17 protein-coding genes, 1 tRNA gene, 1 other RNA gene and 1 pseudogene are annotated in these 24,844 nt (G+C 43.4%); 10 read left to right on the top strand and 10 right to left on the bottom strand.

All coding sequences use genetic code 25. The features are described from left to right. The first annotated feature begins 346 nt into the window (after positions 1–346). Both WC882_04010 and WC882_04005 read left to right on the top strand, forming a co-directional pair. Complete coding sequence (locus tag WC882_04010; protein MFA5842804.1) at positions 347–877, top strand: RNA polymerase sigma factor; 531 nt, start codon at positions 347–349, stop codon at positions 875–877. Positions 878–888: 11 nt separating this feature from the next. Next, a complete protein-coding gene (locus WC882_04005) occupies positions 889–2,292 on the top strand; it encodes a hypothetical protein (GenBank protein MFA5842803.1) in 1,404 nt (467 codons plus the stop codon). Positions 2,293–3,078: 786 nt separating this feature from the next. Here the strand turns inward: WC882_04005 and WC882_04000 are convergent. Together WC882_04000 and WC882_03995 are read right to left on the bottom strand one after the other, a co-directional pair. Continuing rightward, positions 3,079–3,318 carry a hypothetical protein gene (locus WC882_04000; GenBank protein ID MFA5842802.1) on the bottom strand — a complete coding sequence of 80 codons (240 nt, stop codon included), beginning with the start codon at positions 3,316–3,318 and terminating at the stop codon, positions 3,079–3,081. Between the two features lie 3 nt (positions 3,319–3,321). Further along, positions 3,322–3,552 carry a hypothetical protein gene (locus WC882_03995; protein ID MFA5842801.1) on the bottom strand — a complete coding sequence of 77 codons (231 nt, stop codon included), beginning with the start codon at positions 3,550–3,552 and terminating at the stop codon, positions 3,322–3,324. 737 nt (positions 3,553–4,289) lie between these two features. On the opposite strand from WC882_03995, the gene WC882_03990 reads away from it, so the two are divergent. From WC882_03990 to pheT, 3 genes and pseudogenes are all read left to right on the top strand, one after another. Further along, positions 4,290–4,565, top strand: coding sequence for an HU family DNA-binding protein (locus WC882_03990; GenBank protein ID MFA5842800.1), 276 nt, complete (start codon positions 4,290–4,292; stop codon positions 4,563–4,565). A gap of 133 nt (positions 4,566–4,698) precedes the next feature. Then, positions 4,699–5,727, top strand: a pseudogene (pheS, locus tag WC882_03985) (phenylalanine--tRNA ligase subunit alpha). Between the two features lie 31 nt (positions 5,728–5,758). Beyond that, on the top strand, positions 5,759–8,269 hold the full coding sequence (gene pheT, locus WC882_03980) for a phenylalanine--tRNA ligase subunit beta (protein MFA5842799.1): 2,511 nt from the start codon (positions 5,759–5,761) through the stop codon (positions 8,267–8,269). Between the two features lies 1 nt (position 8,270). Here pheT and WC882_03975 read toward each other — a convergent pair whose 3' ends face one another. Next, the gene (locus WC882_03975) at positions 8,271–9,236 is read right to left on the bottom strand and encodes an NGG1p interacting factor NIF3 (protein ID MFA5842798.1); all 966 of its coding nucleotides are present in this window, start codon (positions 9,234–9,236) and stop codon (positions 8,271–8,273) included. A 95-nt stretch (positions 9,237–9,331) separates the two neighbouring features. Between WC882_03975 and WC882_03970 the strand changes: the two genes are divergently transcribed. Together WC882_03970 and WC882_03965 are read left to right on the top strand one after the other, a co-directional pair. Further along, a complete protein-coding gene (locus WC882_03970) occupies positions 9,332–12,079 on the top strand; it encodes a transglycosylase domain-containing protein (protein MFA5842797.1) in 2,748 nt (915 codons plus the stop codon). A 79-nt stretch (positions 12,080–12,158) separates the two neighbouring features. Beyond that, positions 12,159–12,596, top strand: coding sequence for a hypothetical protein (locus tag WC882_03965; GenBank protein ID MFA5842796.1), 438 nt, complete (start codon positions 12,159–12,161; stop codon positions 12,594–12,596). 2 nt (positions 12,597–12,598) lie between these two features. Here the strand turns inward: WC882_03965 and WC882_03960 are convergent, their stop codons facing one another. Next, positions 12,599–13,201 (bottom strand): non-canonical purine NTP pyrophosphatase, encoded by a 603-nt coding sequence (locus tag WC882_03960; protein MFA5842795.1) that lies wholly within the window; start codon positions 13,199–13,201, stop codon positions 12,599–12,601. Positions 13,202–13,224: 23 nt separating this feature from the next. Here WC882_03960 and WC882_03955 point away from each other — a divergent pair, with 23 nt between their 5' ends. Beyond that, positions 13,225–14,469, top strand: a complete 1,245-nt coding sequence (locus WC882_03955; protein ID MFA5842794.1) for an O-antigen ligase family protein — start codon at positions 13,225–13,227, stop codon at positions 14,467–14,469. A gap of 3 nt (positions 14,470–14,472) precedes the next feature. Here WC882_03955 and WC882_03950 read toward each other — a convergent pair whose 3' ends face one another. Next, positions 14,473–15,288 (bottom strand): helix-turn-helix domain-containing protein, encoded by an 816-nt coding sequence (locus WC882_03950; protein ID MFA5842793.1) that lies wholly within the window; start codon positions 15,286–15,288, stop codon positions 14,473–14,475. 197 nt (positions 15,289–15,485) lie between these two features. Here WC882_03950 and WC882_03945 point away from each other — a divergent pair, with 197 nt between their 5' ends. Continuing rightward, the gene (locus tag WC882_03945; GenBank protein MFA5842792.1) at positions 15,486–16,349 is read left to right on the top strand and encodes a methyltransferase domain-containing protein; all 864 of its coding nucleotides are present in this window, start codon (positions 15,486–15,488) and stop codon (positions 16,347–16,349) included. Between the two features lie 19 nt (positions 16,350–16,368). Here WC882_03945 and WC882_03940 read toward each other — a convergent pair whose 3' ends face one another. The 5 genes from WC882_03940 to WC882_03920 all read right to left on the bottom strand — a co-directional run bounded on the left by WC882_03940 (position 16,369) and on the right by WC882_03920 (position 24,467). Next, positions 16,369–16,803 carry a hypothetical protein gene (locus WC882_03940; GenBank protein MFA5842791.1) on the bottom strand — a complete coding sequence of 145 codons (435 nt, stop codon included), beginning with the start codon at positions 16,801–16,803 and terminating at the stop codon, positions 16,369–16,371. A gap of 24 nt (positions 16,804–16,827) precedes the next feature. After that, positions 16,828–17,250, bottom strand: a transfer-messenger RNA (tmRNA) gene (gene ssrA / locus WC882_03935). 61 nt (positions 17,251–17,311) lie between these two features. Beyond that, complete coding sequence (mfd, locus tag WC882_03930) at positions 17,312–20,524, bottom strand: transcription-repair coupling factor (protein ID MFA5842790.1); 3,213 nt, start codon at positions 20,522–20,524, stop codon at positions 17,312–17,314. 26 nt (positions 20,525–20,550) lie between these two features. Beyond that, positions 20,551–21,660, bottom strand: a complete 1,110-nt coding sequence (dnaN, locus tag WC882_03925) for a DNA polymerase III subunit beta (GenBank protein ID MFA5842789.1) — start codon at positions 21,658–21,660, stop codon at positions 20,551–20,553. A 599-nt stretch (positions 21,661–22,259) separates the two neighbouring features. Next, entirely contained in the window at positions 22,260–24,467 is a 2,208-nt protein-coding gene (locus WC882_03920) for an RNase J family beta-CASP ribonuclease (GenBank protein MFA5842788.1), read from the bottom strand. A gap of 303 nt (positions 24,468–24,770) precedes the next feature. On the opposite strand from WC882_03920, the gene WC882_03915 reads away from it, so the two are divergent. Then, positions 24,771–24,844: transfer RNA gene (locus tag WC882_03915), tRNA-Gly, on the top strand.

Genomic DNA, 24,844 nt, shown 5'->3' with positions numbered 1-24,844 from the left:
AAAAATCCGAATTGTGAACAAACCCAGTCGAGTTCTATTACTATAATAGTTAACGAAATTACGCAACCTTTCGTTGTAGAATCTTTAATAAGTAAGGGGGTATTTAAAGAGCACGGGGGCGCGGGGATTTTTGAGGATATTTCCCATCCAAATTGGAGATCATGATCTCCAATTTGTCGTGAAGCGCGTACATGTTAGCGCGAACGACTTGATGGGCATATCCGAAAAAAGCTTCGCGCCCCCGTGTAAATAAAAATTCTTTCCTCCCGCTTGTTATAATTTTCTTGCCCGCGTTACTTTTTCCCACTTTTTCCGTATTCTTATGTGGATCCATTAATTCATCCTTATGTCCGATTCCCAAACCTTCACAAAACGCTACGAAGAGTTTGCTCAAAAAATCTACGCGTTCATTTATTATCGAACGCAAGACAGGGCCACGGCCGAAGATCTCACCAGCCAAACGTTTTTAAAAGCATTAGAAAAATGGGAATCCTTCGACTTGGACAAAGGCTCTTTCAAATCCTGGATTTACAAAATCGCACGCAATACAATTTGCGATCATTATCGCGAACTTAAACCCCAAGACAATATTGAAAATGTTTTTGACTTGGCGGATGAAAAAAATTTCATCGATGAATTAAAAAAAGAAGAAGTAGCTGAGCGCGTCAAAAAAGCACTTTCCGCACTGACTCAAGCTCAGCGTGAAGTCGTGCTCATGCGCGTGTGGGACGAATTACCCTACAAAGAAATTTCGATCGTTTTGGGAAAAACAGAAGCCTCTCTCAAAATGGCTTTCAAGCGCGCTTTAATTGATTTACAAAAGCAACTCATTGTCATGACTGCGTTGCTCGCCTTTTTCATTTTCACCCATTTTTAACCCCCATTTTTATGAAAAACATGGAAAAACTTTTACAAGAATTGTACCTCCTCGACCCCGGCCTCAAAGCCCATGAGTCAACATTAAAGCAAGTGCTCTCCGAGTTGTTGTTGGCCAAACCCGATGCCACAATGGACCCGGCTTTCTATGAACAATTGAAAGCCATGATCCAATCACGTCTCGAAGAAAACGCAGAGGAAGCTCCTGCCGCCTCCCCATTCGGTTTTTGGAAAAATTTCTCGTATGCCTTTTCCGGAGTCGCCGCCATTACATTAGTAGTTGCCGGAATTTTAACGCAACCCAATCCAAACACATTTAAAGTGGTTCCTGTTGGAGAAGAAAAATTTGGAGCCCTAACTTCCACAGATGCTGCCGTTCCCGGAAGTCGAGGCGAAATGGAAGGACTGGGCGCGGGAGGAAAATTAACAAACATAACCGAAACACAAGACGTATTATTAGCCCAAGAGTCTGAAATATGGCTCCCCGAAGAACGCATCAATTATGAATTCACCTACGTGGGCGATCCATTAACACTAAGCGATTCCGCCATCGAAGTGCTTCACCGCATCATCCCCGATGCCCCCAAACAAAACATATCCAGCGATGTTATGAACATGAATTCTTTCGGAGGGTTCCAACCAACCTATGTAAATTTAAACCCCATAGGATCCGAAAGTTATGCCATCTCCTATGATTACATGTACGGCCAAATCTCCTTATATGAATACAACGCCCCGACCGCGGAGTGCCCGTGGGGTTGGTGTAACGATTGGCCCACAACCTCTATAACCGCCGATAATATTCCCATAGAAAAAACCATAGCCACGGCCAATCAATTTTTACAAGACCACGATATTTCAACTGAAAATTTTGGAGATCCTTATATTCTCGACCTGGAAAATCTAAAAAATTATGGAGACATAGGCTACATGCTCACCGTGGTTTACCCATATGAAATCAATGGAAAACTAGTGAGTTATGTCTGGGGGAACGACGCAGGCATGATGGTGACCGTGGATGTAAATCGAGAAAAAGTCACCAATCTTTCCAATATTTTCACTTCCAATCAATTTGAAAGCTCCACGTACCAAGCCGCGATCTTGGACGAAGTCTTGGCTGCTGCAAAAACCGGAGGAGGGAACAATTACACATGGGAAGACCCAACCAAAACCCAAGAATTTCAACTCGGAACCCCAACATTGATTTACGCCATCGTGTCGCAATACAACACCAATGGCGGAAATTCCACCGACCTTTACGTCCCGGCCTATTCCTTCCCGATTCTCAATGACACGGAAAACGTATATTGGCCCGAAAACGTCATTGTTCCCCTGGCCAAAGATTTGATCACGCAACCCGAACCATCCCCCATTCTTTTTGACGGGCTAGTGGAAGAACAACCGATAGCGCAATAAAAACAAAAATATTTTAAGGCAAGCGGTCAGGAAGAATTTTTATTCGCATGGGAATCGGACACTCGGATACATGATCCTCGTGTCCTCTTCCTTGAAAATGCTCATAAAAATTTCCCTTTCCCGCTTGCCTTTTCAGTATAACAACCTTGAGTTTCCCTCCTTTCCTCTTTATATTTAACGCATGGAGCGACAGCGGAATGCGCTCCCCGCATTTTTTCAAGCTCTATTATGCAAAAAATCTGTATTAGTTGTTTGAAGCCCTTCGAAATTACAGACTCGGAATTGGATTTTTTCAAACGAATGGATCTCCCGCTCCCGAACCTCTGCTTTAAAGAACGCATGCGACAACTCATGGCGTTTCGCAACGAATGGAAATTGTATCCGCGAAAATGTGACTCCACCGGCAAAAACATTTTAAGTGCTTACTCCGCCGACAGTCCTTTCACCATTTATTCCAACGAAATTTGGTGGGGAGACTCATGGGATGCCACGCAATACAGTCGTGACTTTGATTTTTCAAAGCCATTCTTCGATCAATTCGCCGCCTTACAACGCGTGGTCCCTCGCGAAGGCACATCGGTTTTCAACTCCGAAAACTGCGAATACAACGGGCACATTCGCCAATCCAAAAATTGCTACCTCAATTCTCTCGTGGCGAACTGCGAAGACCTTTATTATTCTTACTGGGCCGTAAAAGACAAAGATGTTTTCGACTCGCTTTACACCAACGAAAGCACGCTTTGCGCCTGGTGCAACGAGGTCAACAATTCCTACGGATGCATCGTTTTAGAAGAAGCCAAAGACTGCAACAGTTGTTATTTTTCCTATCAACTCCGCGGATGCGATCATTGCTTGTTTTGCACCAATCTCGCGAATAAAAGTTATTGCATTGGAAATAAATCGTGCACCAAAGAAGAATTCGAAACTCTCAAGAAAAAAGTCTTTGACGGCTCGTGGAGCTCCTGGCAAAAAGCGCACACCCATTACGCAACCCTCAAACTCAAAACCCCGCATCGTTATGTCCATAATTTAAATTGTGAAAATTGCACCGGCGATCATTTGTATCATTCCAAAAATCTCAAAAATTGCTTTGATGGATTTAATGGCGAAGAAGCCGCTCATTCCGTTTCCATCGCCGATTCCAAAAACGTTTACGGCATTTATTCCGCAGGCTGGCCCGGATGTGAAATGATTTACAATTCAGTAGTCAGTCGAGGAAGCCAAAATATTGCTTTTTGTTCCTACACCTGGTTTTCTCACGATTTACGCTATTGCGACTCCTGTGTCTCATGTGAAAATTGCTTTGGATGCATTGGATTGCATCACAAAAAATACTGCATCCTCAATCAACAATATTCAAAAAAAGAGTACGAAAAATTATTGCCGCAAATCATTAAATACATGGAAAAAACAAAAGAATGGGGCCACTTTTTCCCGACCGCACTTTCGCCTTTTGCCTACAATGAAACCGCAGCCCAGGACTTTTTTCCACTTGAAAAAACCGGTGCAAAAAAACTCGGCTATCGTTGGCGAGAAGAAGATCAAAAAGAATTCAAACCAGGCACACTACCAACACTCCCCGATAATATAAAAGACGTGAGAGACGACATTGTAAAAGAAATCCTCGCGTGCGAATCCTGCAAAAAAAATTACCGACTCGTTCCGCAAGAACTTCGGTTCTACCGAAAAGAAAATATGCCCATCCCGCGCGAATGCCCCACGTGCCGACACAAACGCCGCTTCCAAAATCGCAACCTTTTTGAATTGTTCAAACGCACCTGCCACAAATGCGGCATTGAAATCGAAAGTACCTACGCCCCTTCCCGCCCCGAAATCGTGTATTGCGAAAAATGTTATCTAAAAGAAATGTGATCTTTCTTTCCCCACAAACAAGCCTTAAATCAAGTCTTTTTAGATCAAATTTGGCAAAAAAGCCTTGTAAAAGGCCTTTCTCCGCCTATAATCACATCCAGTTTTATTCCTAACCCAATCGTCCCATGACGAAACAAGACCTCATCAATGCGGCCTCCCAAGAAGCTGGCATTACAAAGAAAGCTGCGACAATGGCTCTCGAAGCCATGCTCGAAACCATCACCGGATCCCTCAAAAAAGGGCAAAGTGTCACCATCACCGGTTTTGGAACCTTCCGTGTCAGCAAACGTGCTGCCCGAACAGGTGTCAATCCTCGAAACACCACGCAAAAAATCAAGATCCCTTCCATGAAACTCCCTGCTTTCAAAGCCGGAAAGACCTTGAAAGATGCGATTCGATAGTCAAATGTCATCCTGAGCTTGTCGAAGGATGCATTCACATGAATTCAAAAAAGGCCCCCGTAAAAAGGGGTCTTTTTCATATCTCAAAAATTCCCTTAAAAAAAACCTTAAATCGAGTTAAACTACACCTCGTATGCAAAACCAACTCACCCATCTTCGCGAAACCGCGGGCATTGAGCTCAAAGCGATTCAATCCCTTGATCAGCTCGAGCCTTGGTATAAAAATTACCTCGGAAAAAAAGGCGCGGTCACCGAACTCCTTCACGGCCTCGCTCATCTGTCGGTAGACGAAAAACGAACCCTCGGAAAAGCCTGCAACGATCTCAAGAAAGAGCTCGACACCGATTTCGCCACCAAACAAAATTCACTTCAACAATCCGCGATCGATCAATCCCTCACCGGAGAATGGATCGACCGAACAGCTCCGGGCACAACCCAGCCTCAAGACGGCCACATCCACCCCATCGCCAAAACCCAGGAAGAAGTCGAACGAATTTTTCAACAAATGGGATTCACCATCATCGACGGCCCGGAAATCGAAAGCGAATATTACAATTTTGAAGGCCTCAACATCCCGGCTCACCATCCGGCGCGCGACATGCAAGACACGTTTTTTATTGATAAAAATCCGGATCCAAAAGAAGGCCAACTGGTCCTTCGCTGCCACACCTCGCCCAACCAAATCCGTGCCATGAAAAAATATGGCGCTCCGTTACGAATCATTGTGCCGGGTCGCGTATTCCGAAACGAAGCCACCGACGCCTCCCACGAACACACCTTCGACCAAGTCGAAGGCTTACTCATCGATAAAAACATCTCCATCGCCCACCTCAAAGGTGTGATGATCGACTTTTTAAGCCGCTTATTTAAGCGCGAAATGAAAATCCGTTTCCGCCCCGGCTATTTCCCTTTCGTCGAACCCGGAATCGAACTGGACATGTCTTGTGTCCTCTGTGGAGGCACGGGTTGCCGCGTATGCAAAAAAACCGGCTGGGTGGAATTCATGGGCTGCGGCATGGTTCACCCTTTTGTCCTCAAATCCGGCGGCATCGATCCTGCGCAATATCAAGGCTGGGCCTTCGGTTTCGGCCTCACCCGGTTGGTCATGATGAGATACGGTATCACCGATATTCGCCATCTCACGAACGGCGATGTACGATTTTTGGAACAATTTTGATTAACTTTTAGTTCCTATGAAAATTTCTATCAATTGGTTGCGTGAATTCGTGGACATCAAGACCATACGTTCTGAGGACTTTATGAAGACCTCATCCTTAAACACCCCAGAAGAGGTAGCTCAATTTATAGACATTCCAAACACTCAAAGCACTGACGATGTCGGAAGACTCATCACTCTTCACACCGCAGAGGTCGAAGAGGTAGAAGATATGGAAAAAGCTTTTGATAAAATGGTGATTGGGAAAATTCTAAGCGTAAAAAAACACCCCAACGCAGATAAACTGGTCATTGCCGAAGTGGACATTGCTCAAGAAAAACCCATCTCCATTGTATGTGGCGGTCAAAATTTAAAACCTGATATGTTGGTTCCTGTTGCGCCTCCGGGCTCTAAGGTTCGTTGGCACGGCGAAGGCGACCTCGTTGAACTTGGAGAAGTTAAAATTCGTGGAGAAAAAAGTTTTGGAATGATTTGCGCCGGCGAAGAAATTGGCCTCGACACCGACAATCTCCCCGGTGCAACCGAAGTGCGCATCAAAGATTTATCGTATTTAAAAGTAAAACCTGGAACCCCCCTTGCCGTTGCGCTCCAAAAAAACGACGTCATTCTCACTGTGGACAACAAATCCCTCACTCATCGTCCCGACCTCTGGGGCCATTACGGCTTTGCCCGTGAATTCTCTGTGATCCTCAAAAAACCGCTCAAACCCCTCACGCCACTTCTTAAATACAAACCCGGAAAACCGACGACTAAACTCAATGTTACCATTCAAGACAAAGAAATCTGCCCCGCTTTCTCCGGTTGTATTTTAACGAATGTTGAAATCAAAGATTCTCCGGATTGGCTCAAAAATCGCCTACGCAGTGTGGGGCTCAAACCCATCAACAACATCGTGGACATCACCAATTTTGTGATGGTGGAATTGGGCCAACCCATGCATGCCTATGATCGAAAAAAAGTAAAAAATGACGCCCTCATTATTCGCTATGCCAAAAAAGGAGAAACGATCGAAACCATTGACCACGAAACGAGAACATTATTTGAAAAAGATCCTGTGGTGGCCGACAGTTCAAGTGTATTGGGCGTGGCCGGAATCATGGGCGGCGCAGGCTCCGAAATCAATGAATCCACCACTGAAATCATTCTCGAGGCCGCCAATTGGAACCCCATTATAGTTCGAAAAAGCTCCTCTGCTCACGGGTTGCGCAGTGAAGCGTCTCAACGTTTTGAAAAAGGCCTCGACCCCTCGCTCACCGAACTCGCACTTCAACGCGCCATGGCTTTGATTCAAGAATGTTCCCCCTCCGCAAAACTCATAACCTCTCTCGAAACGATTCGCACATACAAAACTCTCCCCCAAATCAAAATCACCATTGACCCACAAATAATTTGCAACAAAATCGGCACCGAAATTTCAACCCCGGAAATTAAACGCATCCTCACGACCCTCGGATTCAAAGTCACGGTTCAAGGAAAAAAACTCAACGTCATTGTCCCCTCCCATCGCGCCACCGGCGATGTGGGGATTGCAGAAGATTTAGTCGAAGAAGTGGCTCGCATTCACGGGTACGATAAAATCCCGGCCCTTCTTCCCGAACTTCCCATTAAGCTCCCAATCGAAAACCAAGAACGATTTTTTAAACATGAAGTTCGCACTATTTTCGCCGCCTTTTTAGGCTTCACTGAGGTCATTGGGTACTCTTTTTACAGCGAAGACGATTTCAAAAAATGCCGCCTCGAAAACATGCGCCATATTCGCGTCAAAAACGCACTTTCCCAAGAGCAAACCCATATGCGCGTAAGCCTCATTCCGGGTCTATTAAAAACATTGGCCAAAAACAATCACGAACGAAAAAACCTAAAATTATTTGAAATCGGACACACGTACAAAGAAATCGGAGAATTCATGCCTCTTGAAGAAAAATGGATCGCCGGAACACTTACGAACGAACATTCCAAAGAAATTTTCTACGACATGAAAGGCGCACTTTCCGCTTTTTTAAAAAAATTCCGCACCCCCTCCCCGCTTCTTCAAAAATGCGCTCATCCGCCCCTTTACGCACATCCTCAAAAATGCATCGAAATCTCTGTAGAAGGCGAAATCCTTGGTTATGGATTCGTCCTACACCCTGCCGTGGCCAAAGCCTTTGACCTCGATCAACCCGTGGGTTTATTTGAAATCAATTTCACTAAACTCGCAGCCAAAGGTCGAGAACTCACGCGTTTCAAAGAATTGCCCAAATTCCCTACCAGCCCCTTCGACATTTCCTTGCTCATTGATCGTAAAAAAGAAATCGCCGACGTCGAACACGCCATTCGAAAAGCCGACCCCGCGGGTCTCGTGCAATCCATCACGCTTTTTGACATTTACGAGGGAAAAAACATTCCCACTGACAAAAAATCCCTGGCCTTCACCATCGAACTCCGCCACAACGACCACACCCTCACCGATACCGAATTCCATCAATCCCACGAAGCGATTTTCAAGTCGATTCGCGCCATTGGCGGAGAAATTCGCGGAGAATAATTTATCGTTTCACCCTTATAAATCCACTCGCCGGGATGATTTTCACCCCCTTCTTTTCAATGGGATCCAACAATAAATTCAACCCCAAGCTGTCGCTCGGGATATGACCCGTGATCACAATATTAAGATGATGTTTTTCCGCATTTTCACGATGCTTCTCGGAAATATGCATTTGCACCAATGTCCCAACCCCGGCATGACTGTAATGTTCATAAATATCCTCACTCCCCGACGTCCCGCCCGTCATTCCCGTCACCGCGATTTTGCCCAACTTGGAATCTTTTGAACCCAAGAAAATCTTAGGCCCCGCCCCCATTTTTTCTCCTTCAAAAAACTCGGGAATTTCCAAAAGCGCATTCATAAAATCCTCAATGGTACGCCATTTTTTCTGATTTTTATTGATAAAATTCACCAAAAAATCATGCACGCAATTGTCCGCCGGCGTATGACAACACATAAATGGAATCCCAAGCAATCGAGCCGTATCTACGGCTTGATAATGATTGATGGGATGCACCGCACGATCAATCACGCCCATCCGTTTATTCATGAGTTTTTCCGCAATATTGGGAGAAATTCCCAATTCCTCGGAAATCGTATCTTGGACTCGCATCACTTGCGCCAAGTCCGCCAACGCGCGCCCTTCAGGATGATGACTCAACACCATATCAATCGCAGTCCCTTTTTCACGCAACGTATTTGCCAATAAAAGCTCTGCCGGACCCACATCAATACACGCCATCATCGATTTAATGGAAGTAGTGGGTGTGCCATACAAAACACGCGTATCCAAATACGGATTCACCAATCGCTCTTTATCAAAACATTCTTTTTTCTTCTTGTTCATTTTTTCATATTGCTCTTTATGTTGAGATAAAACCGCTTCGATTTCTTTGGCGGGGCGCGGATCCTGTTTTCGCCCGATTGCGATCGCCATGTCATGAATTTGCTTCAACGTCAGTGCCATAAATAAAAAATTAAGAGAAATAAGAATCGGAACAATTCTATCACACAAGATAAAAAAAGCGTATAATGCGCCCGTCCTGACTTTAACATTTTTTTATGTTGTCTCGCTTTCGACGTCTCAAACTCAATCTTGGAAAATTTTGGCTCAAAATTCGCCCCCATCCACTGATGCCACGCCGCATGCGCGTGTGGCGCTGGGCCCTAATTGTTGCCGGGAGTAGCGTTCTTGTTGGGTTTTTCCTGGGAATTTTATTGATCATTGTTTTCAGCTTCAACCTCCCTCCGGTCACCAGTGGTGAAGGCTTTTTGCAAGCCGAATCCACCATCATTTATGATCGTTCCGAAAACGTGTTGTATGCCATTCAAGGCGATGAAAATCGAAAAATCGTAGCACTCGCAGACATGTCTCCTTACCTTATCAGTGCCACCCTCTCCACGGAAGATGACCAATTTTATTATCACTACGGATTCGACGTTCCTTGTTTGGGAAAGGCCTTTTTGCACGAACTTTTTGGAATTGGAGGCCGCCGCGGATGCTCCACCATCACACAACAATTTGTTAAGAATTTCTTCCTGACTCAAGAACAAACTTACACACGAAAAATTCAAGAACTCATTTTGGCGGTTCGAGTGGAATCCCATTATTCAAAAGATGAAATCTTAGAGATGTATCTCAACGAAATTTTTTACGGCAACAACGCGTACGGGATAGAATTGGCTGCGAATCGTTATTTTGGAGTTCTTGCGAAAGATCTAACTCTCACCCAAAGTGCGATCTTAGCCGCCATCCCAAAAGCCCCAACGTACTATTCCCCTTACGGCGAAAACAGTCATTCCTACCTCACCCTTAATTTCACCGCCGAACAACTCGCGGCCCGAAATATTTCTTCCATTCAAGACCTGGAAGACGACGAATTCATGCTCGGATTAATTGGCTCAAATATCACGCTGGTGGACGGAACAACCATTTATTTGCCGGGCAGAACCGATGTGGTTTTAAACTCCATGCTTGAAAAAGGCATTATCACAGAAGAAGAAAAACAAACCGCACTGGAAGAATCCTGGACTCTTGAATTCCAAAGTTATCTTGAAAGCATTCAAGCCCCTCATTTTGTTTTTTATGTTAAACAGCTTGTGGAAGAAAAATACGGAAAAGAAGTCCTTGAACAAGGAGGGCTCCGTATCTACACCACCCTTGACCCCAATCTCCAAGATATCGCCGAAGCCTCGGTCGAAAAATACAAAGAAAACAACCTTGAAAGCTTTGATGCAAGCAACGCCAGCTTGGTGGCCATTCAACCCCAAACCGGACAAATTTTGGCCATGGTGGGGTCCGCGGATTATCGAGATCCAACCATTAATGGAGAAGTCAACATCGCCACTCGATATCGTCAGCCCGGATCTTCGTTTAAACCCTTTGTTTATGCGTTGGCTTTTTTAAACGGATACGCGCCCGCCACAATCCTTTATGATGTAAAAACTCAATTCGGAACCGAGGCCCCTAAAAACTACAGTGGCACTTTTTCCGGCCCGGTTTCAATCCGTTATGCCCTGGGGCAATCGCTCAATATCCCGGCCATTAAAACTTATTTTTTAGCCGGACAAGAAGACGCGATCATCCCTTTTGTTGAAAAATTCGGAATCAATCTGGATAAAAATATCGGGTATGGCTGGCCTCTGGCGCTGGGCACCGGAGAAGTCCGTTTGCTTGATTTCACAGGAGCCTATTCGGTATTCGCAAACAGCGGAATTAAAAAGGAAATCACGCCTATTTTAAAAATTGAAAACCGCAACGGGGATATTTTGGAACAATGGAAAGACACTCCAGGAACCGAGGTCCTTGATCCGCAAGCCGCCTATCTTATTAATAATATTCTATCCGATTCAAGTGTTCACCTGGGTTCAAGACTCTCCATCGCAGGACAACATGTTGCCGCTAAAACCGGAACCAGTACCGCGGACAACGGCTACCCCACCAACACGTGGACCATGGGCTACACCACTAATTTAGTCACCGGAGTTTGGGTGGGCAACGCAGATGGAACCATTATGAATTACCTTGCCGACGGCTACAATTGCGCGGCTCCGATTTGGAACGATTTTATGACACAAGCGCTTGCTGAATTTTCTTCGGAAGAATTCCCAAAACCGCAAGGCATCACTTCTCTCACGATCACCAAATCCACCGGATTACTCCCTGCGGAAAACACGCCGGAAGACATGCTCTCTCAAGATATTTTTGCCACATTCGACGTTCCAACCCAAATCGACAACAGTTTCATTTCTTACCCAATCGATAAAATGACCGGACTCATTGCCACCGAATTTTCTCCGGCATGGTCTGTGCAAGAAAAAGCATTTCAAGTGCATCAAACCATTATTCCGGAATACACCTACTGGCAAGCCGGCATCGACGCTTGGGTGGAGGCAAATGCAGACCTCAAGCAACCCCCCACCGAACAAGACACCCTGCACACCGCAGAGACTTTGGCCAACAGCCCAACGATTGCAATCACCAGTCCCGCCAATTATGGGTCCATTGATTCCGGTCGCACCACAATAGAGGTGGAAGTAAGCACTCCCAATGGGATGGATTATGTTGAATTTTATTTAAACGACCAAATTCAATACACCGCGGTTACGGCCCCTTATTCCGGAACCATTCGCCTTGGAACGAGCGTAACCCCCGGAAAAACCTACACCCTTACCGCTTATGTGTATGATGCCTTGGGTTATCGAAGCAACAGTACCATTGAAGTTCAATACGGGACCACTTCCACGGCGGAGACTCCCACTTCCACCGAAGACCCCGCGCCCCCCGCAACGCCAATGGAAAGACCGTAAAGCTATCTCTTGCGTCTCTCTGCTTTCTTCGTTATGCTTCGCACATAAAAGCCATTTTATCTCTTTAACAAGCGCAAAAATGAAAACCCTTCATTCGTCTAAAATTGTTTTAACCTCTTTTCTTTTAGGAACAATTCTCTGTTTAAATTTCTTAACCGGCTGCAAAAAAACCCAGGATTTTTACGCAGGCCCAATTCCGGGCTGGGAAGATATTGCCGTCCCGGAAAATGCTATCCTTACTCAATCCTCGGCGAACAGCCCGGTTGAAAATCATTTTTTCACCCTGGATTCAATGACACGCGGCGAATTATTTGCCTTCTTGGAAGATGCCATGGTTGTAAACGGATGGGAACTCAATGCAAGCGCGGAATCTCGCCGTCAATTCATAAAAAACGAAAACGTAGCCACCTATGATTGCAGTATGAGCGAAGGAACCACCGAAAATCCTCTTTCTTTTTTGGTGATCATCGAACCCAGCGGGATCTACGGAACAACAGAAGAACCCGCTTCAAACTAAAATTATACCAATAAAAATTTAGCCACTTTCCCGGCTGCGAGTCCTCGATGACTGATTTGGTTTTTTTCATCATGAGTTAATGCCGCATACACTCGATCAAACCCCTCGGGCTTAAACACCGAGCTCAAGGGCAAACCGGGCAAAATCGGAGCCTCGGGGCCGAGGACAATAAACCCTCGCGCTTCCCCCTCAAATACAAATTCTTCTCCCTTTGGAAATGTTTTTAAAACCATAGTACACACAAATCGCGCCTTTCTTTTTTCGGGCACTATTTCCTTCATTCGTTCCAAAAAAACACGCAGCCACTCCTCGTCACTCGCTTTTTCTCCGGCTCCAAAGCGTCGCGTGTGAAGTCCCAATTCCCCTTGCAACGCCTCCACTTCCAACCCCGAATCCTCCCCCAACGTCAAGTACCCTGTTTTTTGATAAAAAAATTCCGCCTTCAAGCGCGCATTTTCCTCATGAGTGGCCCCGGTTTCTTCGACTTGTTGCCCCTCAAACCCCAAATCCTTCAACGATAAAAACCGATACGGCAACGACTCCAATGCGGTTGCAATTTCCTTGAATTTCCCAAGATTGGCGGTGGCGATTAAAAAAGGTTCCATGCCATGATACTATAACATCAATTATGAAACGTTTTTACTTCATCAGTCTTATCTTTATTTTCCTTTTCGCCGCATTGGGAGAATTGACCCGACTCCCCCTTGCCACCGCCAACGGGCTCCTTCCCAACGACCTTTTATTGGCTCTTTTAACCGGTGTATGGCTCTTTGATAAGGTTTTCTTGGAACGCGCATGGCCCCCTTTAAAATTAAGCACCCCCTTTCTGGCTTTTGTGGGAATTGCAGCCCTTTCCCTCCTCAACGGCTCTCAAGCACTCACCCTCAAAGAAACTTTTTTAAGTGGACTTTATCTTGTTCGATTCATCGAATATGGCGCTTTGATTTTTATTGTTTCCGACCTAACAAAAAACGACCCAAAAACACACCTTCGTTTATTTCATATTCTCTTGGCGAGCGCGGGACTCCTCGCAATAGTGGGTTTTCTTCAGCTCAAATTCTTCCCAAATTTTACCGAATTCCAAAATCTGGGATGGGATCCGCACATCAACCGCCTGCTTTCTTCGTGGTTTGATCCCAATTTTGTAGGAGGACTCTTTGCCTTTGTTATAAGTTTAATTTTGGGTTTTTCATTGAACTTACCTTTAAAAAAATCCTGGCCTTATTTTCTTTTGGCCGGAGTATTATTTTTAGCGCTTTTTTTAACCTATTCCCGCAGTGCTTATTTGGCTTGTATCGCAGCCATGGGAATTCTGGGAATAGTCAAGTCTCCCAAATTATTAATCGGTGGATTGATCGCCGTTTTATTACTTTCCTCGGTTTCAGAACGAGCCGCCGATCGTTTCACGAACATGATTTATAGCGCTCAATCACTGATGGATTCCTCTTCCGCGGAACTGCCGGACGCCACAGCCCGACTCCGCATCGAATCCTGGCAAAACGCATGGATTATCATCCAAGATCATCCTTGGCTCGGAGTGGGATACAATACCTATTCTTATGTTCAACGCGATTATGGATTTGTAAAAGAATTAAAAAAACACTCGGCCACCGGCTCGGACTCAACTTTATTAACCATTTGGGCCACCACCGGACTGATAGGGTTAGTGACTTATATTTGGTTTTTAGGCGCCCTGCTTTACATAAGTTTTTTCAATCGAAAAAACGGCTTAGCCCTGGGATTTTTTGCCGGACTTCTGGGACTCTTAATCCATTCAATTTTCGTGAACAGTCTTTTATTCACTCCCTTGCTGATTTTCTTTTACGCAAGTGCCGGACTGCTTTCATCCCCGAACAAACCCTCAACAACGTAAAAACTATTTTTTCTTGCCGCTCGTTTTATTCTTGGGCCTTGATTTTGCTTGTGCGATTTCCGTATGAATTTCTTTATTGTATTGCTTGGATCGTTCAAACGCGAGTTCAAACATTTTCTTAAACGCATCCGCCACTTCCTTGCTTTCAATAATGGCCCCAAATTTTTCCTTCAAAGAAATAATGGCCATTTTATTGTCATAAATATTGATCTCCGGAGAAATACTAAAACGAGAAGGAAGAAGCATGGTTTCTCGAAGATGGGCTTTATCCAACTCTTGAATCCTGCGAGACTCCGGACTGTCTGCCAAAAAACATTTCACCGAAATCCCACGCTTGGTGCGACGCGTGTAATACGCGGGAAAATAACCGGGAAAAAAATTATGTTGATATTCCACGGAAGCATACCCCAAAATTTCATCGCGAGCCGTTAACGTATCTTCATAGGCACTGATCAGCCCCTCCACTCCTTCAAAAAATCGTACTTTCAATTTTCCGTCGTCTTTATGATAAATGGAATAAAACTCGGGAAGTAAATCTTTGGCCTCTTGTTGCATTCGATGAAATTCTTCGCTTTGATTTTTCAAAAGCTGAACCAATCGTTGAGGGTCCTCCGCCATAAAAACCATTTTGGAGGATTTTTCATTGGTACTCACAAGCCCCTTGGTGGTCAAAGTGTTTAGCAAATGATAAGCATTGGTCCTGGGGATACGAGCTCTTTTTGCAATTTCGCTGACCGAAGAAGGGCCCAACTCCAAAAGAGCCAAATAAACACGCGCTTCTTTTTCCGGAAAACCGAATTTAATGAGTTTGTCTAACATAATTTACAATATTAAGCGTAAGGAAATATTGACAATACGGTAAATCAAACCTATATTAACTTCAAGATGAATTTTCAAAAGCAAAACACAGGTAGATGCAAGAATATCAATTTGTATGTATAAATAAGATGAAACGAGAAGAAAAATAAAAAAATGGTAATTTTGATAAAAATTTATTCAACTTAAAAACTGTGTCAATGAATCTTTACAAAGGAAAAACAGTTCGCATAGAAGATTACATCACGTCATCCATTATTCGATTTGGGGGGCTGCGTGATTACATTCAAGAAAAAATGATGGTGGATTATTTTGCCATTCAAGGAAATTTGGGAATTGCGCGAGGCATAAAAATTTACATTCAAAACCAAAAAAGTCGCTTGGAAAGTGTGGATCAAATCCAAATTTTAGATATAGGTCCCGCCATTGGTGCAATTACCGGAATGCTCATTCTTCAAGAGTTGGGACGAGCAAACCCTGCGTTGTTAAAAAAAGCAAAATTGATTTTGCTGGACGTGTCGGAACGTGTAATTGAACAAACCCAATCTCGTAATTTTTTATTTCCGGACGCCATGATCGGCCCGGAATTCAAATCTGAAATTTTAACAAAACTGAGAACCTCCAAGGGAATCGTGACTTCTTGTCATGAATTACCCATAAAAAGCGACTCCATCGATATCTGCGCCGCAGGTTTTCTTTTTCACCATTTGCATGATGGAATCAAAAAAGCATCGGCTCAAGAAATTCAGCGCGTATTAAGGCCTGGAGGCTTTGTTGGGGTCGCGGAAGAATGGTTTGAAAACTATGAAGACTACCGTGCCATTCACGCCCACGATGAAATCCCCCTGGCGTATGAATCCATCATCTCCTCTCGTCGATTACGCTTGATGTTTCCGAATCTGGAAATCTTTGAATCTAAAAATCCTTCGGGAAAAGGAACCGGTGAAAATTATTATTATTTTTGCGGAATCAAGAAAAAAACGCTGGGCATTGGACCTCGCACTATTTCGTGAAATTTTACTGAAATCGTTGGATGATTATTTTTTCTGATTCGGATTAGTTAGGCATAAAAAAATACACTCTTTATCACCTGGTGGAACGACCCAATTCTCTTAAAATAACCTCTCTTACCTTTCTTTTTGCGCGAAATTTTCCCTGCTCAACATCCACAAGGGAAGGAGCAGGAGGTGTAAGGATTTTATCTAAGCTCTCTAAATTAATACCTAATTGTTGGCCGGCCTCGGTAATATTCCATACTCTATTTCTTAAAACAGCAACCACGTCTCGAGCTTTAATTGAAATAGGGACCCCCCCTGTTGTTTCTCTATCAACTGTTCCATTTAATAAGATCGGAAAAACATCTAATTTCCCTCTTTGTGAAAAAACTTCATTCACAGAAAAACGTTGAATACCCCCTGCTGACGTTTGTGCAAAAACCATATCACGTTCATAGAGCTTTAATGTTTGTAAAACTTCTGTTTGTGAGGAAGGTTTTTCTTTTGGTCGTTGCCAATTCATAAATAATTCATTAAAAAATACAAATGGTGGAGATGGCGGGAGTCGAACCCGCGTCCAAGAAAGCTCGCTTTTTACCTCTACCGACGTAGGCTGTTCTAATTCTTACGGCCATTAAGAACAGTCAAAAAGAAGCCGTAAGCGGGTTTATGGTTTTAGGCGTTGCAACAAAACCCTTAGGTCGCAACAACCGATCTCCATGAGTGACGTCTTTAAAAGGCTATGGAGCCTCACCTCTCAAGACGGGACCGCAAAAAGGCAGTCGCGAAACCACTTTACGCAAGAACCGCTGCAGACAAAAGTCCGCGAGTGGTCAAATTGCGATAAGCAGCCGTTAACGAATTTTCGTTAGCATTTATTATTTGCGCCGGACGGATCTGACGGGGGACGGCGCAACCCCGTGACGGCCATAAAAAACAAGATCTTTCCTGTCAAAACCAATGCATCCCCGAATTGCCAAAGAACAATACAAAAATTATAAGCTAATTTCCAAAAAAGTCAATCAAGCTCCTTATTTCTCCGCCACACTTCCCGGAATATTCTTCGCTTTTTTCCCAAGTTTCTTTAAACCTTCCTTTAATTCCTCCACCCAACTCACCCCCAATGCTTCCATTGAAATTTTAAGTTTATTCCCACTCACCAACCATTTCGAATTGTATTCCAACAGATTCAAAATATGCTCGGGTCTCACTCGATTGGACATGGACAAAACAATTTCTCGCTCCCCTTTTCCATAAATATTTTCCGCACGAACATTACTAAGCCCGGCCCGTTTCGCCAACATTTTAATCTCCAAAACATAAAACAAATTCGCCACTTCTTTAGGCATACGTCCATAATCTTCAATCAAATCCCCACGCAATTCTTCCAAATAATCAAAGGTATCTGCCGCTGCCAACCTCTGATACACACTGATTTTATCTTTCGAGCTCACAATGTAATCATCCGGAATAAAAGCCGGCAACGGAATTTCGATGGATACTTCTTGAGGTAATTCCCCTGTTTCAGCCGTCAATTTACCCTCCTTCAAATCTTCTACCGCCTGATTCAACATTCGAATAAAATGACTCACCCCCACCACGTGAATCGCTCCATGCTGATTGGCACCAAGAATATCTCCGGCTCCTCGAATTTCGAGATCTTTCATGGCGATCTGAAATCCGGACCCTAATTCCGACGCTTCCACGATGGCACGCAAGCGTTTCTTGGCATCAATGGGCAATCGCTGCGCATGATACAAAAAGTACGCGTACGCCTGTGTTTTACTGCGTCCCACGCGTCCTCGCAGTTGATACAATTGCGCCAACCCAAATTTTTCCGCCTTATTCACGATCAGCGTATTAGCATTTGCAAGGTCAATCCCGTTTTCAATAATTGTTGAACTGACCAAGACATCAAATTTCTTATCTTTAAATGCCATGATTCGCTCTTCAAGATCCGAACTGCTCAATTTGCCATGCGCCACCACAAACTTAGCCTCCGGCACCAATTTACGAAGTCGATCCGCCATCTCATTGATGGTTTCCACTCGATTATGCAAAAAATAAATCTGACCTCCACGTTTTATTTCTCTCAAAATCGCATCACGCGCCAACCCAAAAGAAAATCGACGCACCTCGGTCACGATGGGCAACCGACCGGGAGGAGGAGTGGTGATGGTGGTGATATCACGCAACCCGTGCAAACTGATATTTAGGGTTCGAGGAATCGGGGTTGCCGTCAATGTTAAAATATCCACTTCACGACGCAACTCCTTAAACTTTTCCTTCTGTTTGACTCCAAAACGCTGTTCTTCATCAATGACCACCAACCCTAAATCCTTAAACGCCACATCCGGCTGAATCAAACGATGGGTTCCAATAATAATATCGAGTTCTCCTTTTTTAAGTTGCTCTAAAATTTTTCGCTGTTCGGATTGAGTTCTAAACCGACTCATCATTTCCACTCGAACATGAAATCCCTCCATGCGTTTTACGAATGATTTATAATGCTGGTCCGCCAAAATGGTAATCGGAGAAACCACGGCCACTTGTTTTTTATTTTGAACCGCCTTAAACGCGGCGCGCATCGCCACCTCGGTTTTACCGAACCCCACATCCCCGCACACCAATCGATCCATAGGTTTTGGGAGCTCCATATCATGTTTTACATCTCGAATCGCCTTAAGTTGGCCCGGAGTTTCTTCATAAGGGAAAGCCTCTTCGAACAAGTGTTGCGTGTCGTTGTCCGCCTTAAACGGATGTCCTTTTGCGGACAAACGTTCGGCATACAATTTCAACAATTCTTTTGCAATTTTTTGAGTTTCTTTTTTCACTTTATTCGTAATCGTCACCCATTCCGAAGACCCCAATCGCGTCAATCGCGGAGGTTGATCCCCTGATCCGATAAACTTACTCACCTTATCCGCTTGATCAATAGGCACAAACAATCGATCGTTTTCCGCATAATCAAGCCTTAAATATTCACGAGTCACCTCATCGATGGTCCTTTTATCCAACCCTCGAAACAACGCAATGCCGTGGTCCGAATGCACCACATAATCTCCCATTTTCAGCCCGGTCAAAAAATCCAAATACACCGCATGCTGAGACGGATCTTTATGTGAGGTATCCCTTAACCCCAAAATCTCACGATCCGTCAATAACGCAAATTTTAAGTGTGGATTTTGGAATGCATGCGGGAACGGCTGATCTTTTCCCAACTCAAAAAACACTACAGCCTTTTCTCCTTCTTCCGCCTTGGAAGGATCGTCTAAAATTGAAATATTGCGATCCGCAAATAAACTTTTTAATTCCTCTTTATTTTTAGTGAACAAATACACGCGCCATTTTTCGTACATTTTCTCTTTCATATTCTCGATAAAATCGAGTTTGTTTTGATATTTAAGCACCGATAAATAATGCAAATAATGATGATAATTATCTTCTTCTAAAAAAGAAGTGAACAAAAGATACCCCACATCATTGGGACGCTTTTTAATCATGGCACTCACCGACTCATAGGATCCCTCATTTAAATCCAATTCATCTTCCACAAAAAGAGTCCCCGCACCCAAAAAATCCCACAACAAAGATTTGGCTTCCAATGTTTTTAACGGATAAATGGCCACGGATTTAGTTTCATGAATTTTTGTTTGCGTGGTTTGATCGTAAGCATAAATCGCCAAAATAGTTTCAAAATCAAATTCCACCCGATAAGGATGTTTTGAATTGATAGGAAAAACATCTAAAACGTCTCCGTGTCGAAGATAAAATCCGGGCTCCAAATAAGAATCTTCAGAAACCTCGTAACCGGACTCAATCAAGGATTCAAATAAATTCACCGGAGAAATCTCGTCTCCAACTTTTAATCGTTGAATGGTTTGTTCAATTTGATGATGATCGGGGAATAATTTTAATAAACGAGCGGAAGTTAAAATCACCGCCACTTTTCTATGCGGATCTTGAAGAGAAGAAATAACACGAATTAAAGAAGGGTAAGTCCCTTCGTCTTCTAAAATTTCCACCTCCAGCGCAGACCAGTCATGCAACGCGCGCGCCACCGCCTCTTGTTCGCCAAAATCATTCACGACCCAAACCAATTTATTTAAATCCGGGTATTGATCCAAGACATCCGACACAACAAAACTTTTGGAGGAAAAATTTCCTCCGCCGGACAATGTAACATAACGATGTTCTCCAAAAAGATCGAGGACCTCTTGGTTTCTCGGGTGCGAAAATTTCAAACCTCTAAAAGCTAAAGATTAAAAAATTACAGTTTTAACGGCATAATAATATGGATGTAATCCACCTCTTTTTGAGGTGAGGTTATTTTAACGGGAGCCAGTTTGTTGTCAATATGGAGATGAATTTTTTCGGTTTTGGTATGAGACAACATTTCCAATAAATATTGCGCATTGAGAGCGATTTTATTGTTTTCGCCTTCAATTTCAACATCTATTTCCGCGGTTCCTTCCCCAATTTGGGTTTCATCGGTTGAAACAATCAATTTCCCGTTATTGGTTACACTAACCTTAATATTATTATTTGTTTCTTGTACAAAGAGGCTCACTTTTTTTACCGCTAAAATCAAATCTTGAACATTGGCTTTAATATTCGTCTTTGAAGTGGTGGGAATAATACGTTGATAATCCGGAAAATTCCCTTCAATTAAGCGGGAAAGAATTTTTAAATTTTGCACCGAAAATTGAATTTGGTTCTTAGTAACCTGACATTCCACTTCTGTTTCTCCGAAAAATCCGAGGATTTTTCCAAGCTCGGCCAGCGTTCTGGAGGGAATAATATAATCAAAATTATTGTCTATTTCTTTTTTTAAAAAAACAATTTTTTCAGCCAAACGATAGCTGTCGGTGGCCACCATGTATAATTTTTTCTTTTCCGCTCGGAACAAAATACCGGTTAAAACAGGACGAGAAATATTAGTAGAAGCGGCAAAAACAGTTTGATTGATAGATTCTTCAAAAACCTTAGATTCTAAACTAAAGGTTTCTCCTTTTCCTATTTCGGGAATAACGGGAAATTCACTTGAATTAATTCCTTTAATTTTGGTGTAAGAAAAGGGGGTTTTTATGGAAAGATTAAACCCTTCCTCAATCTTAAGTTCCACTTCTTCGTCTTTCAAAAGAGAAACATAGTTTGTGATAAGTTTGGAGGGAATGGTGATTGCGCCCTCATTTAAAACTTCGGCATCGATAAAATACGTCATTGCCACCTCCATGTTGGTGGTTGAAAAATACAATTTTTTACTTTCGGCCTTGATTAAAATATTATTCAAAACCGGTAAGGTGGTATTGGGATTAACCGCCCGATTCACAAGATTTAAGGCGAAAGCCAAATTTTTTTGGGTGCAAAGAACTTTCATGGGTCCGTTTTGTTGAGAGATAAAATTAAAAAGAAAACATGTACATTATAAAGTTTGTTCTCTAAAAAACAATAAAATAAGAATTTAATTAAATAAAACTAGAAATAGAAGAGGGTTTGATTTTTATGAAAAATCTTAAAATAAATAAAATTCAAATTAAAAAATTTAAAACCCCATCAAATAACAGAATAAAAACACACAGTATTGAACACATTTTATCAACACCCCTTTACCCTTAAAAACCATTATATATTTAATATAAACCTAAAAACACAGACTTAATTCTTATTTTTAAATCAAAATCCTTGAAAACTTTAAAGTCAAAATATGGCCTGTATGAGCCATAAACGAAATGAACCCAATTTTAATTCATGAAAACGCGGTATTTTTTGTGCAAAACCTACGCAAACATTGTGCAAAACTTACTTAGGGTGCCTCTAAGTTCAGGCTCTCAATTAATATAAATTAAAAAATTTCGTTCAAAACTTTTAAAACAAATTTAATAAACTTTTGCACAAACAAAGAACAAGATAAGAAACTTTTATATAAAAAAACGCCCTAAATCATTATTTAAGGCGTTTTCATTTATTGTTTAAAAACTAAATTTCCACCAAAATGGGCAAAACCAAGGGTTTTTTATCCAGCATTCTCACTAAGGCGCGATCAATAGTTTGAGCCAAATACACCACCAGTGCATCTTTGTTAATCTTACGAGGATTGGCTTTGAAAAATTGAGCAAAGGCACGTTCGCCGGTCTTTTTAATTTCATCCGTCACTTTATTTTTTAGATCGAAAAAAACAAAACCACGACTTTCCACTGAAGGCTTTCCTCTCAATCTGAATGTCTTGGCTTGGACTTGGAACAAAACCACCACCGCTCCATTTTCAGCCATCAATTGACGATCCATTAAAATGTGACTCGCCACCTCTGAACGATCGGGGCCTTCCACCATCACATAACCGGCCGGCACCTTTTCTTTGGTTTTTACCAGTTCTCCTGTTTTACGAAGCTCGGTCACCACTCCGTTGTCCAAAATTAAAATATTGGATTCCGGAATAGAGGATTGCCTTCCCAATTCTTTATGTGCGGTTCTCATGTAAAAATCTCCATGTTCGGGAATGAGATAGCGCGGTTTCATGAGCCGAATCATCAATTTAAGATCTTCTTGTTTCCCATGGCCCGAGGTATGAATCCCCAAGTCTTTATTGGTGATTATTTTGGCACCCAAACGACAAAGACCGTTGATGACTTTAATGATGGCGGTTTCGTTTCCGGGAATCGGAGAAGCAGAAAGAACCACGGTGTCCCCGGGCTTGATTTTAACCTGCATATGGCGATTCGAGGACATGCGGGCCAAGGCGGACATATCTTCTCCTTGACTGCCCGTTGTTAAAATTAAGGTATGCGCATCATCATATTTATTTAATTTTCGGATATCTTGAATTAAGCCGTCCGGAAGCTTGATATAACCCAATTGTTTGGCGATCGCGATGTTGTTTTCAATACTGCGACCGGTGAGGAAAATTTTTCGATCCAATTTTAACGCGGAATCAATAATGTTTTGCAGTCGACCAATTAAAGAAGAAAAAGAGGTAATAATCAGGCGCCCCGTGGTTTCTTCAATGATTTTTTCAAGGGTTTCGGCGATCACTTTTTCCGTGGTGGTGAATCCGGGCTCAAGCGCGTTGGTACTATCCGAAATCAACACCGACACCCCTTTATCTCCAACCCTGGAAAGAGTTTCGAGGTTGGAGGGGGGTTGACCGGAGGGGGTGAAATCGAATTTAAAATCGCCGGTGTGCACCACGCGACCACACGGAGTGTCGAGGACAATCCCCACAGAGTCCGGAATACTATGGGTGACCGGGAAAAAAGAAACATCAAACGCTCCGGCGCGGAAATGATCTTCGGGTTTAAATACGATCAATTTGGTTTGTTTGAGAAAACCAAATTCAGTGAGTTGTTTTTTGACAAGCCCCAACGTGAGCGGGGTGCCATACACCGGAGGGAATCCGAGTTTAGGCAAAATATAAGGGATCCCGCCGATATGATCGAGATGCCCGTGGGTGAGAAAAACGCCTCGAATGAGGTGTTTTCTTTCAATAAGATACGTGGCGTCAGGGAGGACATAGTCTACTCCCAACATGTCTTCGGTCGGGAATTGAAGTCCCATGTCTATGATCACGATGTCGTGTTCATATTCAAAGGCCATCATATTTTTCCCAACTTCTTCAAATCCTCCCAAAGGGATGATGCGAAGAACGTCTTTTGAAAAAGTAAAAGATTTAGGTTTTTGACTCGGGGCCGGTTGTACCGGTTTACCGTAAGTCTGAGGGACATTATTTCGATTTGAAAAACGTCGATTTTTTTTGTTGTTTTTTCTGAAATTCATTGAATGATTAGATTGTTTTTGTAAATAAGGACCGGTTTGAGCCGGTGGTTGTTTTTGTTTGAAGGGAGCCACGGGCTTAGGTTGCGCAGAATTGGACCGTTGAGCCGGGTTTGATTTTTGCGGGAAAGGGCGATTCCCTGGATGGCGATTGGGTCTTTGCGGAAAAGGCCGTTGTTGCGGATGCGCTTGAGCGGGTTTTTGTTGGGTTGGACGTTGCCCGGGATTCTGAGGGGTTGAGCGCTGTCCGGGCCGTTGAGTAGGTGGTTGCGTTGGTCGCGGCGATTGCAAAGGAGCCTTTTGAGGAGAAGGAAGGGGTTTTTCTGAAACATGCGAAATCGAGTTGAGCCATTGATCAATATGCTCTAATTTCTCGATAAGTTCGTCGTCGCGGTCTCCCGGGTTCGGTACTGTCATTAACGTTTCAGTTTAAAAAACTCTTAGTGAAATAAAATTTCTTTTATGCTCATGATCTATTATACCAGAAAAATTCACTTAAGGTAAGAAGATAAATATGTTAACCTCTTTGCGGTCAGTGTTTTATTGAAAATAAGGTGAGGCAGGAAAAGTTGAGCGCGCGGCAAGCTTTCGCGGATTCGGGTGCGCTTCGCGCAGGGCCTGAAGCCGTGAAAGCGAAGCTAGGCGAAACTTTTCCTAGCCGAACATCAGCTTGGAGGGGGTTCCCGGAAGGGGGAACCGTAGGTGCCCTCCTTCCGCTAAGCGGGATTAGTATAGTGGTAGTACGTCAGCTTCCCAAGCTGAAGGCGCCAGTTCGATCCTGGTATCCCGCTCCA

This window comes from Candidatus Gracilibacteria bacterium (genome assembly GCA_041658685.1).
GTDB lineage: Bacteria > Patescibacteriota > Gracilibacteria > UBA1369 > UBA12473 > JBAZZS01.
This window is presented reverse-complemented; position numbering and strand designations above follow the sequence as displayed.